At 63.1% G+C, this 17,140-nt stretch carries 9 protein-coding genes; 7 read left to right on the forward strand and 2 right to left on the reverse strand.

Going from position 1 to position 17,140, the window contains the following annotated elements; genetic code table 11:
* Positions 1 to 461: 461 nt before the first annotated feature.
* From glgX to treY, 4 genes are read left to right on the forward strand one after another with little or no spacing between them, the layout of a single operon-like run.
* Positions 462 to 2,687 (forward strand): glycogen debranching protein GlgX, encoded by a 2,226-nt coding sequence (gene glgX, locus AWB70_RS23680; RefSeq protein WP_014251391.1) that lies wholly within the window; start codon positions 462 to 464, stop codon positions 2,685 to 2,687.
* Between the two features lie 47 nt (positions 2,688 to 2,734).
* A complete protein-coding gene (gene treZ / locus AWB70_RS23685) occupies positions 2,735 to 4,630 on the forward strand; it encodes a malto-oligosyltrehalose trehalohydrolase (RefSeq protein WP_053569397.1) in 1,896 nt (631 codons plus the stop codon).
* Positions 4,627 to 6,840 carry a 4-alpha-glucanotransferase gene (gene malQ, locus AWB70_RS23690; RefSeq protein ID WP_053569398.1) on the forward strand — a complete coding sequence of 738 codons (2,214 nt, stop codon included), beginning with the start codon at positions 4,627 to 4,629 and terminating at the stop codon, positions 6,838 to 6,840. The genes treZ and malQ overlap by 4 nt, the downstream gene beginning before the upstream one ends.
* On the forward strand, positions 6,837 to 9,794 hold the full coding sequence (gene treY / locus AWB70_RS23695) for a malto-oligosyltrehalose synthase (protein WP_053569399.1): 2,958 nt from the start codon (positions 6,837 to 6,839) through the stop codon (positions 9,792 to 9,794). The genes malQ and treY overlap by 4 nt, the downstream gene beginning before the upstream one ends.
* A 663-nt stretch (positions 9,795 to 10,457) precedes the next feature.
* On the opposite strand, the gene AWB70_RS23710 is transcribed toward treY, so the two are convergent.
* Together AWB70_RS23710 and AWB70_RS23715 are read right to left on the reverse strand one after the other, a co-directional pair.
* Positions 10,458 to 11,825 (reverse strand): hemolysin family protein, encoded by a 1,368-nt coding sequence (locus AWB70_RS23710; RefSeq protein WP_045455137.1) that lies wholly within the window; start codon positions 11,823 to 11,825, stop codon positions 10,458 to 10,460.
* Positions 11,826 to 11,886: 61 nt separating this feature from the next.
* Positions 11,887 to 13,011, reverse strand: coding sequence for a sensor histidine kinase (locus AWB70_RS23715; RefSeq protein WP_318293398.1), 1,125 nt, complete (start codon positions 13,009 to 13,011; stop codon positions 11,887 to 11,889).
* A 646-nt stretch (positions 13,012 to 13,657) separates the two neighbouring features.
* Between AWB70_RS23715 and AWB70_RS23720 the strand changes: the two genes are divergently transcribed.
* The 3 genes from AWB70_RS23720 (at position 13,658) to AWB70_RS23730 (ending at position 16,839) form a co-directional block, all read left to right on the forward strand.
* Positions 13,658 to 14,743 (forward strand): glycosyltransferase family 2 protein, encoded by a 1,086-nt coding sequence (locus AWB70_RS23720; RefSeq protein WP_053569400.1) that lies wholly within the window; start codon positions 13,658 to 13,660, stop codon positions 14,741 to 14,743.
* A gap of 470 nt (positions 14,744 to 15,213) precedes the next feature.
* Complete coding sequence (locus AWB70_RS23725; protein WP_053569434.1) at positions 15,214 to 16,491, forward strand: flippase; 1,278 nt, start codon at positions 15,214 to 15,216, stop codon at positions 16,489 to 16,491.
* 159 nt (positions 16,492 to 16,650) lie between these two features.
* A complete protein-coding gene (locus tag AWB70_RS23730) occupies positions 16,651 to 16,839 on the forward strand; it encodes a hypothetical protein (RefSeq protein ID WP_077158937.1) in 189 nt (62 codons plus the stop codon).
* Positions 16,840 to 17,140: the final 301 nt, after the last annotated feature.

Raw genomic sequence — 17,140 nt, forward strand, 5'->3', positions numbered from 1 at the left:
TTGGATCGCGCACGGTCCGACGAGCTAGTACGCAAAGGACGCTGGGGCAGCACGAAAGAGTTCCGGCACAGCGCTACGCGCTGCCGTGGGGCATGCAGGGGAAACCCACGCATACCCGATTGACCCATCGGCCGCGAAGCGGGCTGGAACTCGAAATGGCTGTACCAATGCATTGAGTGGCGCGATGTGACCGACCGTGCGCGATCCAAGCCCGATGGGTCCTTCGAGGGCACTCTTTAGGCGAGGGCCGTTCCCCGAGGAGAATAGTGGCCAAACTGCGTGTGACCGCGGGCGGTGACAAAGCTGCTTTCTTTGGTGACTTTCTTTGCAGCAGCAAAGAAAGTTACCCCCGCCCCGGGGAGGGGCAGTGCTAATAAACCAACAACAAAGCAAGTTCCACGAACCGAACCGAACCGAACCGAAACGAAAACCAAAACACCCGAAGCCAAAAGGCAAAAAAAATGGCAAATGCACTTCCGGAAAAGTTGCTCCCGGGCGCCCCCTACCCGCTCGGAGCCAACTGGGACGGTCTGGGCGTCAACTTCGCCGTGTTCTCCTCGAATGCCCACCGCATCGAGGTATGCCTCTTCGACAGCACCGGCCGCAAGGAGCTGATGCGCTTCGACCTGCCGGAATGCACCGACGAAATCTGGCACGGCTACCTGCCAGGCGCGCACCCCGGCACGGTCTACGGCTTCCGCGCCCACGGCCCCTATCAGCCGCAATACGGGCATCGCTTCAATCCGCACAAACTGCTCCTCGATCCCTACGCGAAAAAGCTCGTCGGCCCCTGGCGATGGTCCGACGCCCTCTTCGGCTATCGCGTGCATTCGAACCGGCTCGACATGTCGATGGATCGCCGCGACTCCGCACCCGCGATGCCAAAATGTATCGTCACCGACGACGCCTTCGACTGGTCCCGCGACGTGCGCCCCGATACGCCCTGGGGCGAAACCATCGTCTACGAAACGCACGTGCGCGGCACATCGATGATGCGCGACGACATTCGCCAGCACGAACGCGGCTCCTTCGCCGCGCTCTCGTCGCCGTGGTTCATCGAGCATCTGCAAAAGCTCGGCATCACCGCCGTCGAATTCCTGCCGGTGCACGCGTTTCTCAACGACCGCTTTCTCGTCGAACGCAGCCTGCGCAATTACTGGGGCTATAACACCGCGGCCTTCTTCGCGCCGGAACCCACGTATCTGTCGACGCACCGGCTCAACGAAATGCGCATCGCCGTGCGCCAGCTTCACGCAGCCGGCATCGAAGTATTCCTCGATGTCGTCTATAACCATACGTGCGAAGGCAATGAACTCGGGCCCACGGTCTCGTGGCGCGGCCTCGACAACGCGAGCTATTACCGCCTGATCCCCGGCGACGAACGCCACTACATCAACGAGACCGGTTGCGGCAATACGCTCAACCTGTCGCATCCGCGCGTGCTGCAAATGGTGATGGACTCGCTGCGTTACTGGTGCACCGCGTTCAATATCGACGGCTTTCGTTTCGATCTCGGCGTGACGCTCGGCCGCGAAGGCCACGGCTTCGATCCCGGCTCCGGCTTCTTCGACGCCGTCCGGCAAGATCCGGTCCTCTCCACGCGCAAGCTCATCTCCGAGCCGTGGGACATCGGACCGGATGGCTATCAGGTCGGCAATCATCCGCCGGGCTTCGCCGAATGGAACGACAAGTATCGCGATGGCGTGCGGCGCTTCTGGCGCGGCGACTCCGGCATGCGGCCCGATCTCGCCGCGCGTCTCACCGGCTCCGCCGAGCTCTTCAACCGGCGCTTCCGGAAACCGTGGGCGTCGGTGAACTTCGTCGCGTCACATGACGGCTTCACACTCGCCGATGTCACCGCGTACACGCACAAGCACAACGAAGCGAACCAGGAAGGCAACAACGACGGCCACAACGAGAATTGCAGCGCGAACTGGGGCGTGGAAGGCCCGACCGACGACCCCGCGATCCTCGAATTGCGCGCGCGTCTCGCCCGCTCGATGATCGCGACGACGCTGCTGTCGCTCGGCACGCCGATGCTGCTCGCCGGCGACGAATTCGGCCGCACGCAACACGGCAACAACAACGCCTATTGCCAGGACAACGAGATATCCTGGCTCGACTGGGACATCGCAAAGAGCCCGCAAGGCGTCGTGATGACCGAGTTCGTCGCGAGAGTTATTGCGCTGCGCAAAAAATACCCGGTGCTGCGCGAAACGCGCTTTCTCTACGGCGACCGCGAAGTGCTGCCGGGACTCTACGATGTGAGCTGGTTCGATGAACGCGGCGAAGCGCTCGCGATCGAAGCATGGCAGGACCCCGAGGGCCGCGCGCTCACGCTGCGGCGCGCCGGCCCCGGCGTCGACGGTGAAATCGATGTGCTGCTGCTCATGTTCAACGCATCGTCGCAAACGCTCGTGTTCATGCCGCCCGCGCCGCACTTGGAATGGAATGTGCTCCTGGATAGCGCGGAGCCCGATTCGGTGACGCGCCCGCTCGTCGGAAGCGAGCTCGAGCTGGCCGCGCACAGCATCGTCGTGCTGCTGGCCGAGCCCACCGGCGAGGCCGACTGGCAGGCAGTCTGGATGGCGGGCGCGCATCAGGGGCCGCGTCTTCTGACGGCGCTGCCGCCCGATCCCGGCACGATGACCTCGCATCGTCCGCACGAAACCGATTCACCACACTGACGCACACCAGCGAGTTCGCCGAAACCGCAGCATTGAGGCAGGAAATCATGTCCGAACGTCCGATCGATCCGCACAAGCATCATCATGCGTATTGCCTTCCTTTCGGCGCTCATCTGACGGGCGCCGTGCGCGAGAATCCGCGCACGCGCTTCCGCTTCTGGGCGCCATCGCGCGAATCCGTGCAAGTGGAGATCGAGCGCGCGGGCGGCGCGCCCGAACTCATCGACATGGAAGCGACCGGCGACGGCTGGTTCGAAGCCGAAGCCGACGGCGGCGCGGGCACGCTCTACCGTTACCGCCTCGACGAACATCTCGCGGTGCCCGACCCGGCCTCGCGCTTTCAGCCGCAGGACGTGCACGGCCCGAGCGAAGTCATCGACCCGCGCGCGTATCGCTGGACGCATACCAACTGGCACGGCCGGCCGTGGGAAGAAACCGTGCTGTACGAACTGCACGTCGGCGCGATGGGCGGCTATGCAGGCGTGACCGCGCGCCTCGCCGAACTCGCGCAACTCGGCGTGACCGCCATCGAGCTGATGCCGCTCAACGATTTTTCCGGCACGCGCAACTGGGGCTACGACGGCGTGCTGCCCTACGCGCCCGACTCGTCGTATGGCCGTCCCGAAGAACTGAAACAGCTCGTCGATACCGCGCACGGTCTCGGCCTGATGGTGTTTCTCGATGTCGTCTACAACCATTTCGGGCCGGACGGCAACTATCTGCATGCTTACGCGAAGCCGTTTTTCCGCGAAGGCGTGCATACGCCGTGGGGTCCGGCGATCGATTTCGAGCGTCCGCAAGTACGCGATTTGTTCTTCGACAATGCGCTTTACTGGCTCAACGAATATCGTTTCGATGGCCTGCGCCTCGACGCGGTGCACGCGATCAACGACGACGAATGGCTGCGCGAACTCGCGCATCGCGTGCGTAGCTCCGTCGAGGCGAGCCGTCACGTGCACCTCGTGCTGGAGAACGAGCACAACACCGCGAATCTGCTGGAAACCCATTTCGACGCGCAATGGAACGACGACGCGCACAACACGCTGCACGTCCTCCTGACGGGCGAAAACGAGAGCTACTACGGCGCGTATTGCGACAAGCCCATCGAGAAGCTCGCGCGCATTCTGAAGGAAGGCTTCGCCTATCAGGGCGATCCGTCGCCGATCCACGAGGGCAAGCCGCGCGGCGAGAAAAGCGCGCATCTGCCGCCGACGCGCTTCGTGATGTTTCTGCAGAATCACGATCAGATCGGCAACCGCGCGATGGGCGATCGCCTGCGCTCGCTGACCGACGACGAAGCGCTCTACGCCGCGACCGGTCTGCTGCTTCTCTCGCCGCAGATTCCGCTGCTTTTCATGGAAGAACAATACGGCTCGAAGCAGCCGTTTCTCTTCTTCACCGACTATCACGATCAGCTCGCCGATGCGGTGCGCGAAGGCCGTCGCAAGGAGTTCGCGAAGTTCTCCGCGTTCACCGACGAAAAGCGCCGCGCGCACATTCCCGACCCGAACGACAAGAAGACGTTCGAGATGTCCTCGCCCAAAATCAGCGACACGCAGGACGCGGATCGGCTCGCATGGCTGCACTTCTACCGGTCGGCGCTGACGGTGCGCGCGAAACTCATCACGCCGCGTTTGAAGGGCGCGAAATCGCTCGGCACGCGCGTGCTCGGCGACAAGGCGCTCATCGCGCGCTGGAAGCTCGGCGACGGCGAAACGCTCTCCATCGCGCTCAATCTCGGCGATGCGGCCCTCGCGCTCGACGACACGCCGCCGGGCAAGATCATCTTCGAGACGCCGGCGCGCGCACAGGACACGGCAAGCCGCGGCGAACTCGGCGGCCGCACCTTGCTCGCGTGGCTCACCGGCGACGTGAACGACTATGCGCTCGCGCACGACGCGCGCCGCTTCGAACCGGCATCGGCCGAAGGGAAAGCCTCGTGAGCGCCGCCGCCAGCAAGAAGGGCGACGCTCACGCCGCGCGGCCCGTCAGCAGCATCGAGGCGCTCGCGGCGCGCGCGGGCTTCGAGATCGAATGGCAGGACGCGCACAAGATCATGCAGCGCGTGCCGGAAACGACGCTGCGCATTCTGCTCGACAAGCTCGGCCTGCCGTGCGCCAACGCCACGCAGATCAGGCAGAGCATGTCCGCCGTCGATGCCGAAATGAGCGGCCGCAAGCTGCCGCCGCTCATCACCGCGGAAGTGGATCGCGGCATCGCGCTGCCGGTGTCGGCGGCGAAGCAAGGCGCGCGCTATCGCATCGAACTTGAAAGCGGCGAGGTGATCGACGGGCGCTTCACGTCGCCGAAAGGCGAGATCGCGCTGCTCTCGCCGATCGCGGAGCCGGGTTATCACACGCTCGTCATCAACGACCATCGCACGACGCTCGCGGTCGCGCCCGCGCGCTGCTTCACCATCGACGATGCATGGCGCTCCCTGAGCGAAGACAACGTCGATGCCGACGCCCCGCCGCTCTGGGGCATCGCGGCGCAGGTCTACGGTCTGCGTCGCAACGGCGATGGCGGCATCGGCGATTTCACCGCGCTCGCCACGCTCGCGACGCAGACGGCGAAGCGCGGCGGGCATGCCGTCGCCATCAGCCCGATGCACGCGATGTTCAGCGCCGAGCCGAACAAGTTCAGCCCGTATTCGCCGTCGTCGCGGCTGTTCCTGAACATCGCGCATGTCGATCCCGCCGCCGTGCTCGGCGCGCCGGCCGCGCGCGCGGCGATCGAGAAGACCGGGGTCGCCGCCGATCTCGCCGAACTCGAAGGCCTGACGCTGATCGACTGGCCGCGCGCGTCGAAAGCGCGACTCGCGGTGCTGCGCGCGCTCTTCGAACCGTTCTCGCAAGACCGCGCTTCGCCCTTCGCGAAGGATTTCGCCGCGTTCGTCGAAGAAGGCGGACGTCCGCTCGAAGACCACGCGCGTTTCGAGGCGCTGCAGGCCGCGCAGCTCGCGGAAAACGGCGAAGGCCACTGGCGCAACTGGCCCGACGCCTTGCGGGATCCGCGCAGCGACGCGGTTACCGAATTCGCCGCCGCGAACCGCCGCGAGGTCGATTTCTATCTCTTCACGCAATGGCTCGCCGCCAAGGGGCTCATGCACGCGCAGCACGTCGCGCGCGACGCGGGCATGGCGGTCGGGCTCGTCGCGGATCTCGCGGTCGGGTGCGACAGCGCGGGCAGTCATGCATGGTCGTATCGCGATGAGATGCTGACGGGCGTGTCCGTCGGCGCGCCGCCCGATCTCTTCAATCAGGCCGGGCAATCGTGGGGCCTCACCACGTTCTCGCCGCGCGCGATGCGCACGCAAGGCTTCGCGGCTTTCATCGACATGCTGCGCTGCGCGTTCAAGTGCGCGGGCGGCATTCGCATCGATCACATTCTCGGCTTGCGGCGTCTGTGGCTCGTGCCCGAAGGCGAAAGCGCGAAAGACGGTGCGTATCTGCGTTATCCGCTCGACGACATGTTGCGGCTGATCGCGCTCGAATCGTGGCGGCATCGGGCGATCGTGGTCGGCGAAGATCTCGGCACCGTGCCGCCGGGCTTTACGGAGCGCTTGCAGGAGCACGGCTTGCTGGGCATTCGGGTGCTCTGGTTCGAACGCGAAGTGGACGGGCCGGGTTTCAAGCCGCCGCGCGAATGGGACACCGGCGTCACGGCGACGACCACCACGCACGACCTGCCGACCGTCACCGGATGGTGGCGCGGCGAGGACATCGTGTGGCGCTCGAAGATCGGCCAGACGATGGCGCGCGCCGATGGCCGCGATGCCGTGGAGGCGGCGCTGGAAGAACGCGGCGAGGATCGCGAACACTTGTGGCGCGCGTTCCAGGACGCGGGCGTGGCGCCCGACGACGTGAGTGCGCCCGATACCGGCAACGCGCCCGTCGATGAAGCGCTGGCGTTCGTCGCCGCTACGCCCGCGCCGCTCGTCACGTATCCGCTCGAAGACCTGCTTGCGCTTGCGGAGCAGCCGAATCTGCCCGGCTCGATCGACGAGCATCCGAACTGGCGAAGGCGCCTGGCCCGGCCGGTCGACGAACTGTTCCTCGATGACGCCTTCGCCGACCGCCTGCTTGCCGTCGATACCGCACGCAGGCGCGCCGGGCAACCGAACGAACCTACATCGAACTCCGAAACACCATGACCGTACCGCGTTCAACGCTCAGGCTGCAGCTTCACAAAGACTTCACGTTCGACGATGCCGCCGCGCGCGTGGACTACTTCGCGCGGCTCGGCGTGAGCCACGCGTATGTGTCGCCGATCACGACCGCGACCGCCGGCTCCACGCACGGCTACGACGTCGTCGATCACACGCGGGTCAATCCGGAGCTGGGCGGCGAGGACGGCCTGCGGCGCTTCGTCGAGAAGCTGCGCGCGCACGAGATGGGCCTGATCGTCGATATCGTGCCGAATCACATGGGCGTGGGCGGCGCCGAGAACGCGTGGTGGCAGGACATCCTCGAATGGGGACGTCACGCCGCGCATGCGCGTTTCTTCGACGTGGACTGGCATTCGCCCGATCCCGCGCTGCGCGGCAAGGTGCTCGCGCCGTTTCTCGGCGCGTCTTACGGCGACGAGTTGCAAGGCGGCAAGATCCGGCTCGCCTATCGTGCGGACGAAGGGCGCTTCGTGATCGAGTATTACTCGAACGTGTTTCCGGTCTGCCCGGTCGATTACCCGGCCGTGTTTCAGGAAGCGCCCGAGCTTGCGCAGCGCTTCGTCGGCCTGACGACGCAGCCCGCCGATCAACCGCGCGCCGCCGATGCCCGCACCGCGCTCGTCACGATCGCGAAGACCGAAGGCGGCCAGGCGGCGATCGAAGCCATACTCGCCGCGCATTCGCCGCAGACGCCGGCCGGCCGCGACCGGCTGCATCGCCTGCTGGAACGGCAGCATTACCGGCTTGCGTGGTGGCGCACGGCCGCGGACGAAGTGAACTGGCGGCGCTTCTTCGACGTGAGCACGCTGGGCGGCGTGCGCGTCGAGCGGCCCGAGGTGTTCGAGGCATCGCATGCGCTCATCTTCAGGCTTTTCACCGAAGGACTGGTCGATGGCGTGCGCGTCGATCACGTCGATGGTCTCGCCGAGCCGCGCGAATATTGCCAGCGTCTGCGCGCGCGGCTCGAAGAGCTGTCGGCGGAGCGGCCCGAAGCGTTGCGGCACGGCAATGGGCACACGTATTTCGTCGTCGAAAAGATACTCGCCCGAGGCGAGCCCTTGCGTCGCGACTGGCAGGTGGACGGCACGACCGGCTACGACTTCATGAACGACGTCGGCGCGCTGCTGCACGATCCGGCGGGCGCAGCGCCCCTCGCCGCGCTGTGGGCGGAGATAACGGGCAGGAGCGCCTCGTTCGCCGACGAAGCGCTCGCCGCGCGCCGCAAGATACTCGCAGAGAACCTCGCGGCGGAACTGGATCGCGTGACACGCGCGCTGCATCGCATCGCCCGCGACGCGCAGAGCACGCGTGATTTCACGTTCACGTCGATCCGTCGCGTGGTCGCGGAGCTCGTCGTGCAGTTTCCGGTGTATCGCATCTATCCGGTAGGCGGCGTGCGCAGCCCCGAGGACGAGCGCTTCTTTTCGCAGGCGCTCGAAGGCGCGCGGGCGGCGCTCGCGCGCGCGGATCATCTCGTGCTCGATCAGGTCGCGCAGTGGCTCGGCGGCAAGCTGCCCGACGAAGCGCCGCAACCCGAACGCGGCGAGCGCACCGAACGAAACGAACGAAACGAGCGTGGCGAGCGGGGCCGCGATCGCGCGGCGGAGCGCAACCGGGAGCGCGACCGCAATCAGGCGCAGGCGGGCCAGAACCCGGCGGCGTCGAGCGGTTCGCAGCGCCGCGCGGCGCAGACGTTGTTTTCGCAACTGACGTCGCCGGTGGCGGCGAAGGCCGTCGAGGATACGGCGTGTTATCGCTATGGACGGCTTGTGTCGCGCAACGAAGTCGGTGCGGACCCGGGCGAGTTCTCCTTATCCGTCGATGCATTTCACCAGTGCAATCGCGAGCGCTTCGAGACCTTCCCGCACGCGATGCTCTGCACGGCGACGCACGATCACAAGCGCGGTGAAGACGTGCGCGCGCGCATCGCGGCGTTGAGTGAAATTCCGGACGAATGGTCGGCGACGCTCAAACACTGGTCCACGTTGAACACGCCCTTGCGACGTGGCCCGGGCGGCGGCCACGACGAGACGAGCGACAGCAGCGCATGGGCGCCGGGTCCGGCTGCTGAAGCGATGCTTTATCAGATGCTCGTCGGATGCTGGCCGACGACCCTCGCCCCCGACGACGAAGCGGGCGTTCACGCGCTCGCCGAACGCGTGGCGCAGTGGCAGTTAAAAGCGCTGCGCGAGGCGAAACAGCGCACGAGCTGGTTTGCGCCCGATGAAGCGTATGAGAACGCGTGCAAGGACTTCCTGTTCGATATCGTCGCGCCGCAGCGGCGCAATGGCTTTCTGCAGGCGTTATCGGATTTCGTGACGCGTATCGGGCCGCTCGGCGCGATCAATTCGTTTCAGCAGACGCTCTTGCGGCTCACGTCGCCGGGCGTGCCGGATCTTTATCAGGGCACCGAGTTGTGGGACTTCAGTCTCGTCGATCCGGACAATCGCAGGCCTGTCGATTATGAATTGCGCAGTGCGTGGCTGGCGGAGATCGAAGAGAAGGGGCCGCCTTCGGAGCAGCTATCCAACTGGCGCGATGGGCGCGTGAAGCTCGCGATCGTGCGGCGCGCTCTGGCTTTGCGCAAGCATTGCGAGTCGTTGTTCGCGCAGGGCGAGTATGTGCCGCTGGAGGTGCGCGGCGAGCACGCGGGGCATGTGATTGCTTTTGCGCGGCATGCGGGGAGTGCGTTTGCTATTGTTATCGCTACGCGGCTTGCGGGGGGGTTGTTGGTCGATGGGCGCGACCTTCCGCTTGTCGAGGCTGAGCGGTGGGGGGATACGGCTGTTGTTCTGCCTGAGGCGCTGCACTCGCGGGCGTTGTTTGATTGGCTTAGCCCTAATGCGCCTAAGGCGGAAGGGGAAAAGTTGTTCTTGCGGGATGCTTTGGGGGTTATGCCGGTGGCGGTGTTGGTGGAGGAAGGGGTTCCTCGGCCTTGATTGTTTTTTTGGTTTTTGTTTTTTGTGGAACTTGCTTTGGTGTCGGTTTATTAGCACTGCCCCTCCCCGGGGCGGGGGTAACTTTCTTTGCTGCTGCAAAGAAAGTCACCAAAGAAAGCAGCTTTCTCACCGCCCGCGGTCACACGCACGTTGACCACTTTTCTCCTCGGGGAACGGCCCTCGCCTAAAGAGTGCCCTCACAAGACCAATCGGGCTTGGATCGCACACGATCCGTCACATCGCGCCACTTAATGTGTTGGTACAGCCATTTCAAGCTCCAGCCCGCTTCGCGGCCGACGGGTAAATCGGGTTTGCGAGCCCATTTGTGTTCCACTGGTTTCCCTCGCATACCCCACGGCAGCGCGTAGCGCTGTGCCGAAGCTATTTCGTGCTGAACCGGCGCGCTTAATGTTATGGCGAGTCAGACCGTGCGCGATCCAAGCCCGATTAGTCCTTCGAGGGCACTCTTTAGGCGAGGGCCGTTCCCCGAGGAGAAAAATGGCCAAACTGCGTGTGACCGCGGGCGGTGACAAAGCTGCTTTCTTTGGTGACTTTCTTTGCAGCAGCAAAGAAAGTTACCCCCGCCCCGGGGAGGGGCAGTGCTAATAAACCAACAACAAAGCAAGTTCCACAAACGAAAACGAAAACGAAAACCAAAAAAGGTCACTCAGCTTCCTCAAGCGCCTCTTCCCGCGGATAAACCCGCACCAAAACAATCCTAGGCCCCTTCATCTTCTTAACCACAATATCGAACCGATCAAACTCAACCCGCTGCCCTTCGGTGGGCAAATCACCGAGCGCATTGATCACGAGCCCCCCGACCGATTCCGCGCGTCCTTCATCGATATCGATGCCCAGCGCCCGCTCCAGCGACACCACCGGCAAGCTGCCCTTGCCCATCAACGTGCCATCGTCCATGCGCGACCAGTCCGCATCGCCTTGACGGAATTCGTCATGGATCTGCCCGACCAGCGCGCCAAGCAGATTATCGAGCGTAATGAAGCCAATCGGCTTCGCCCCCTTGCGCCCGACGATCGCCAGATGCGGCGCGCCCTTGCGGAAACGTCGAAACAGTTCGAGCGCCGAAAGATTCGGCGCCACGTATTGCACCGGCCGGACATGGCGCGACAGCTTGTCGAGCTTCTCGGCAGCCGCATCCTTCGAGAAGCTGAAGTTGAAACCGCGTCCGCCGCCATCGCCCGCGAGCAGCAAGTCCTTCAAATGGATCATGCCGATGACGCGCTCGCCCGACGCATCGGCGAAAAGTGGATAGCGCGAGAAACGATGCCGCGAAATCACGGCGAGGTTATCGCGCATCGGAAGATCGTTGCGCAGGCCGACCAACTCATGCGCCGGACGCATTAAATCCGACACCGTCATGCGGCTGAAGTCGAGCGAATGCGCAATCGTGTTCCACTCGTCCTCGTTATACGACGACGCGCCGCCATGACGACGCCCGCGCAAAATGAGCTTGAGCTCGTCGGTGGAGTAATGCGCGTCGTGACCGTGATCCCCCGACATGCCGAAAAGACGCAGCACGAAATTCGCGCTCGAGTTCAGCACCCAGATGAACGGATACATCAGCCAGTAAAAGCCATAAAGCGGCATCGCGAGCCAGAGCCCGACCTGCTCCGAACGGCGGATGGCCCACGACTTCGGCGCCAGTTCGCCGACGACGATATGCAGAAACGAAATAACCGAGAAGGCAAAGAACAGCGAGATCGAATCGATGAGCTTTTCCGACTCGACGCCGAGCAGCGCAAACAGCGGATGCAGCAGCGTGGCGAAAGCCGGCTCGCCGATCCAGCCCAGCCCCAGCGAAGCCAGCGTGATGCCGAGCTGACAAGCGGACAAATAAGCATCGAGCTGCCCGTGCACCTTCGCAAGCAGACGGCCCGGCAGGCCGTTGGTGCGCGCGATCGCCTTGACGCGCGTGGGCCGCAGCTTGACGAGCCCGAACTCCGCCGCGACGAAAAAACCATTCAACGCGACAAGCAACAATGCGCCGATCAGCGCGACGACCTGAGCCAAAGCAACTCTCTTCGGATATGGAAAGCGTCAGTATATGGGCGACAGGTCTTCGAAAGTCAATTTACATCCCCGCGACCGGTACGCGCACCGACAACGTGACCTCCGCATTGTCCGCAATATCGCTGTGCTCGAACGCGCCGCCGTGCGCCTCGGACACGCGTTTCGCCAGCGCGAGGCCCCACGCGATGCGCCCGCCTTCGCGCGGCTCCAGCGCCTGACGCCGCGCGAAGGCTTCGAGCACATGCGGCGACGACGCGTCGTTCAACGCTTGCGCCGATGCCGTGAAACGCACGTCCGTGCGCCACATGCTGCCTTCGATATTGCTCGCCGCATGCACCGTCGCGCCGGCCGGGCTCGCTTCGGCGGCGAACGCGAGCATGAGCCAGAGCGCCTGCAAGAGACGCTCGGCATCGCCTTCGAGCTGTTCTTCCGCCAGCGGCGAATCGATCTCGATGGTCACGCCGCGCGCGCTCGCGACACCGGCGCGCGCGAGCGCCGCCGCTTTCTCCAGTAGCGGCCGCAGCGCGACCGGCGCAATCGCGACCGACAACGCCTTCGTTTCCGCGCGCGTCGTATCGACGGATTGCTCGATCAGCTTCACCTGCTGCTCGACGCCCGAGCGGATGCCCACGAGCGCGCGCTGCGCGGCGGGATCGTTGGCGTCGACCTTGCGTTCGAGCACGTAGCCCCAACTGTGGATCGCGTTCAACGGACCGCGCAAATCGTGCGATACGACCGACAACACGTGATCGCGCATGAAGAGCGCGGCCTCGGCACGCAGATGCGCGATGCGGTCCGCGACGCCGTTCTGCCCGTCCGGCGCGCCCGCGGAAGGCGAGACGATCAGCGTGACGCAATCGGGGCCCGGCAGCGCGATGATCGAGAAGGCGCGTGTCGCTTCGCCAGCGCCGATCGTCACGTGCGCGCGGCGCGTGCCGTTGCCCGCGAGCGCGGCATCCGCAGCCTCGGCGAGCACGGCGGTGAGCGGTTTGGGCAAGGGCGTTTCGGCGAGCGCGCGGCCATCGAGGGCGGCGGGATCGAGATCGAAGAGATGAGCGAGAACGGCGTCGGCCGAGAGGCAGCGCTGAGCGCTGTCGAGCACCAGCACGCCGTCGTTTCCTGCGACGGCCGCATCGAAGGACTTGTCGCCTTCGGGCTCGACCGTACTGGAAAAAGACGTTGTCACGGTCATGGATCCTTGCGTATAACGGTGTTGAGTTTCGATGTCACGGGAAGCCGGACGCACTGGACTGAACGGCGCGTATGCCCTGAAGAATACGCCTCGCGAAGGAACCTTTGCAGCTCATTATATGTGAGCGCCTACGACGCATGCGGCAACGGCACGGCACGCTCTGCCCCACGACCGCCAAGCAATTCACGTGCACGAGCGGCCCAGGATTCGCGACTTCGCCAGGAAAGGATCGGATTACTATTAATTCGGTTTAAGGAATTGCGGTCGCAAACAAAATAAATTCAGTTACCTTTTTTACACGACAGGTAGAGACGCGGGAATTCGATTTGCTATTAAATAGATGGGGCACGCGCGGCCTCATTCGTCGCAATGAGAATTTTCAACCCGAAGCGCGCCGCCGATTTTATTTTTCTGTTGACAACGACTTCCTCGGCGCGATCTCCCAGAATAGCGCCGCGATCCGACATTCATGCGCCGAGCCGAACCTTTCCGGCTCGACGCTGCCTATAGCTTTCTCGATTCGCTTTTTCGATTCGGGCATTCCAATTCGGAGTTAGCGCATTGGACGGCCGGCGCGCGCTTTGAGCCGGTCTCGGCCACGGTGGCTTTCAAATCAAACTCTACGGTTGACATCAGCTCTATGACTCATGCCCATCATGGCAACCCTGAAACCTTGCTCTCGGTAATCATTCCTGCCTACAACGTCGAGCATTTCATCGCCGCATCGCTTGAATCCGCGCTCTCGCAGCCGCGCGCCGATGAAATCGAGTTGATCGTCATCGACGACGGCTCGACCGATCTCACGCTCGAACGCATACTCGAGGTTCAGCGCAGCGGGCGCGCGCCGAATATGCGCGTGATCCATCAGGAAAACCGCGGTGTCTCCGCCGCGCGCAATCGCGCGATCGCCGAAGCAACGTCGCCGTATATCGGCTTTCTCGACTCGGACGACGTCTGGTCCGCGGACTTCACCGCGAAGATCATGCCGCTTCTCGACGCCGCCACGGCGGACATCATCGAGTTCAACGTAGGCATCATCGATTCGGACGGCAAGGTAATCGACAAGGTCACGTTGATCGATCCGGCGACGGTCGGTCATCGCGCATGCGACCTCGACGCGCTGCTCGACTTCGCGCGCGTGTACCAGGTGTTTCCCGTCGCACGCGTCTACAAGCGGGAGCTATGGAACGGCATCGAGTTTCCGACGGGCCGCGTCTACGAAGACGCCGCCGCGATTCCGCTCGTCTACGCGCGGGCGACATCGCTCTTCCGTCTTGCCGACGATCTCTATTTCTATCGGCGCCGCGCGGGCAGCATCACGACCAGGGCCACGCCGAACACGGTGACATCGCTTGCCACCTGCGCGGAAGAAACGATGGAGCGCTGCAACGGCGACGCGCTGGACCCCTTCTGGCTCGCGATGTTTCACAAGGTTTTCTCATATGCGTGTCATCAGGCCGCGCGCGTGGATACGCCCGCATTCGCTCAATCGATGCGCACGATCGAAGCCACTGCCGCGCGCTATCGCCGCTTCGCCGCGGGCCGCAACGATACGCCGAAGGAACTGCGCTTTCACCGGAAGATTGTCGTCGATCGCCGCTGGTTTCAGGCGAAGCGCATGGTCAAGCGCGCGCTTGGAATGGAGTTGCGCCCGCCCTCGACAGCGCGCGCGCATGCATCCGGCAAAGCGAGCACGCGTTCACACGCAAGCGTTAGCCGCGACTAAGAAATGCTTGAGCGCGGCAAGGACTGCGCTTAAGGACGACCGCTAAAGAATGCTCAAAGATGGCGCCGCTGTCAGCTTCACGATATGTGGATGCCTAGCATCACTTCGAGTCGTTTTCAATCGAACGATCATGTCTCTCTTGAGACCTTGCGTGGGCCAACCCACTGACGAATACCCTTTTCTTTTGTTAAATAACGTTTGCTATAGTGCTTGCGCATTCTCCGGATGGACGTCGATGGTCCGGAACCGGCGCATTCCGTTCAACTCAAGCGCACCCGAGGCCAGGCCAAGGCATGGGCGCGCAGACCTCTTTGGCCGCGTGCCGCACCGACCGCGAAACGCACGAGCGAAACTATCCGCTCCATGCGCTGTCAGGCAAAGGCCCACTCGAATCGGCGGACCTGCAGGGTTCGCAATCTTGCGTCATAGTCATAAAGATCACGCTGCGCGAAAGCGGGGAAAACCGTTCAATGGCTTCATTCCGAAAGAACTTCACGATACTGATGACGTTGCAGGTATCCACGTACCTTGCACCGCTCCTGACGGTGCCGTGGCTTGCGCGCGTACTCGGGCCGGGCGAATATGGACGCCTGGCATTCGGCCTGGCCTTCACCGCGTATTTCATCTCCCTCACGAACTACAGCTTTTCGCTCACGGCCACGCCGAAGATTTCGATCAATCGCGAGAACCGCGAGCTGCGCTCCAAGGTGTTCTGGGAAACCATCCTCACGCAAGCCATGCTCGCGCTTGCGGGATTCCTCGTGGTGATCGTGCTCACGTCCGTGGTGCCCTATCTCGAAGAGAACCGTACTCTGCTGTTGATCGGCTATGGTCAGGCGGTCGGTGCAATGCTGATTCCGACATGGTATTTTCAGGGCGTCGAAGATCTTGGCGTATTGAGCCTGCTCGTATTCATCGGACGCGCGCTCAGCATTCCTGCGATGTATCTCTTCGTGCGCGAGCATGACGACCTCTATATGGCAATGGCTGTCAACGCGCTGGTGCCGTTGCTATCGGGTATCGCAATTTGCACGTACTTGTACTTTCGGCGCGAGCTCGACTTCGTGCGCGTGTCGTTCAAGACCATCGTCGGTCGTCTGAAGGACGGCTGGAGCGTCTTCATCGCGACATCCATCGTCGATATCTATGCATCGAGCAATATCGTGCTGCTGACATTCATGGCGGGTAACGTTGCGGCAGGTTACTTCGCGGCGGCGGACAAGCTGATCCGCGCGGCACTGAATATGCTGCAACCGTTGAAGACGGCGGCCTATCCACGCGTGAGCTTCCTCATGCATCACGCCAAGGACGACGCCTTTGCATTCCTGCGCAAGATGTTCGTCGTGCAGGGCTTGATCGTGTCGCTGATCTCGCTATGCATCTTCTTTGGCGCACCGCTTGCTGTAAAACTCTTGTATGGACCGAAGTTCTTGCCTACCGTAGAGGTGTTGCGATGGATGGCGTTCGTGCCGTTGATGGCGGGGCTCTCCGATCTCTTCGGTGTTCAGACCATGCTTCCGCTCGGCATGCGGTCGCAATTCAGCCGCGTGCTGATGGCATCCGCTGTCGTGAACTTCGCCACGCTCGCCGTGCTTGTGAAGCTCTTCGGCGAACAGGGCGCGGCGGCCACGGTGCTGATCGTAGAGACATTCATTGCCGCGGCGATGGCCTTCACGCTGTATCTGCAAGGCGTGCCGCTTTTGAAGCGCCCGATTGCGGAAGGCGCGGGTTCAGAAACGACGACTTAAGCCTCAAGCGGCCTCTGCACCACGAAGTCGCATTTGGCGCATTCGACTTGCGCGCTACTACAAAGTTGCATTTAAGTATGTGACTGACCGAACCGACCCATGCAGTTCGAGCCGATATCGTATTGGTACGAACAGTGTTTAATTAAGAGAGCCCGTGTGATGGAAACAGAAGAAACATCGATTGAACACGTACAGAAGCTAGTGGATCAGGCCGAGAGCCTGCGCATGCAATCCGTGGCGGTCCCGCTCAAGGATCTGCAAATACTTCTGGAGATTTGCGAAGCCGCCATTGCTCAGCAGAATGCCGCGGAATTGATCGCGGAACATCCGTATTCGCCTGCCCAGTAACGATCCTTCTTTCGAGCGCGCGGCGGGAAAACTGCCCCAAGGCGCGGCCTTGGGAACGCTCGAAACCGATTGACCGACCCACTTTACGTCGTGCCGCAGAGAGGCCGTTTTTACCGGGCCCGAGCACATTAGCATCGGCGCGACGCAGAACAATCTTCACAAAGACCAGCCTTGCCGGGCCTGTATCGGTCAAATCGACTCGTTCAGGCGTACGCATGAGGTAAATCCAGGCTTGTTTCTCGAGCTTGTCGGGGCCGTTCGTTGCGCTCGTCGCAAGGAACGCGCATTGCTATGCCGGATC

The sequence above is a fragment of the Caballeronia cordobensis genome (assembly GCF_001544575.2).
GTDB classification, from domain to species: Bacteria; Pseudomonadota; Gammaproteobacteria; order Burkholderiales; family Burkholderiaceae; genus Caballeronia; species Caballeronia cordobensis.

Bases quoted from the DNA above. Each gene is read 5' to 3' on its own strand.
- glgX (WP_014251391.1), top strand. From the start codon at position 462: ATGGCAAATGCACTTCCGGAAAAGTTGCTCCCGGGCGCCCCCTACCCG.
- treZ (WP_053569397.1), top strand. From the start codon at position 2,735: ATGTCCGAACGTCCGATCGATCCGCACAAGCATCATCATGCGTATTGC.
- AWB70_RS23725 (WP_053569434.1), top strand. From the start codon at position 15,214: ATGGCTTCATTCCGAAAGAACTTCACGATACTGATGACGTTGCAGGTA.
- AWB70_RS23720 (WP_053569400.1), top strand. From the start codon at position 13,658: ATGACTCATGCCCATCATGGCAACCCTGAAACCTTGCTCTCGGTAATC.
- AWB70_RS23730 (WP_077158937.1), top strand. From the start codon at position 16,651: ATGGAAACAGAAGAAACATCGATTGAACACGTACAGAAGCTAGTGGAT.
- treY (WP_053569399.1), top strand. From the start codon at position 6,837: ATGACCGTACCGCGTTCAACGCTCAGGCTGCAGCTTCACAAAGACTTC.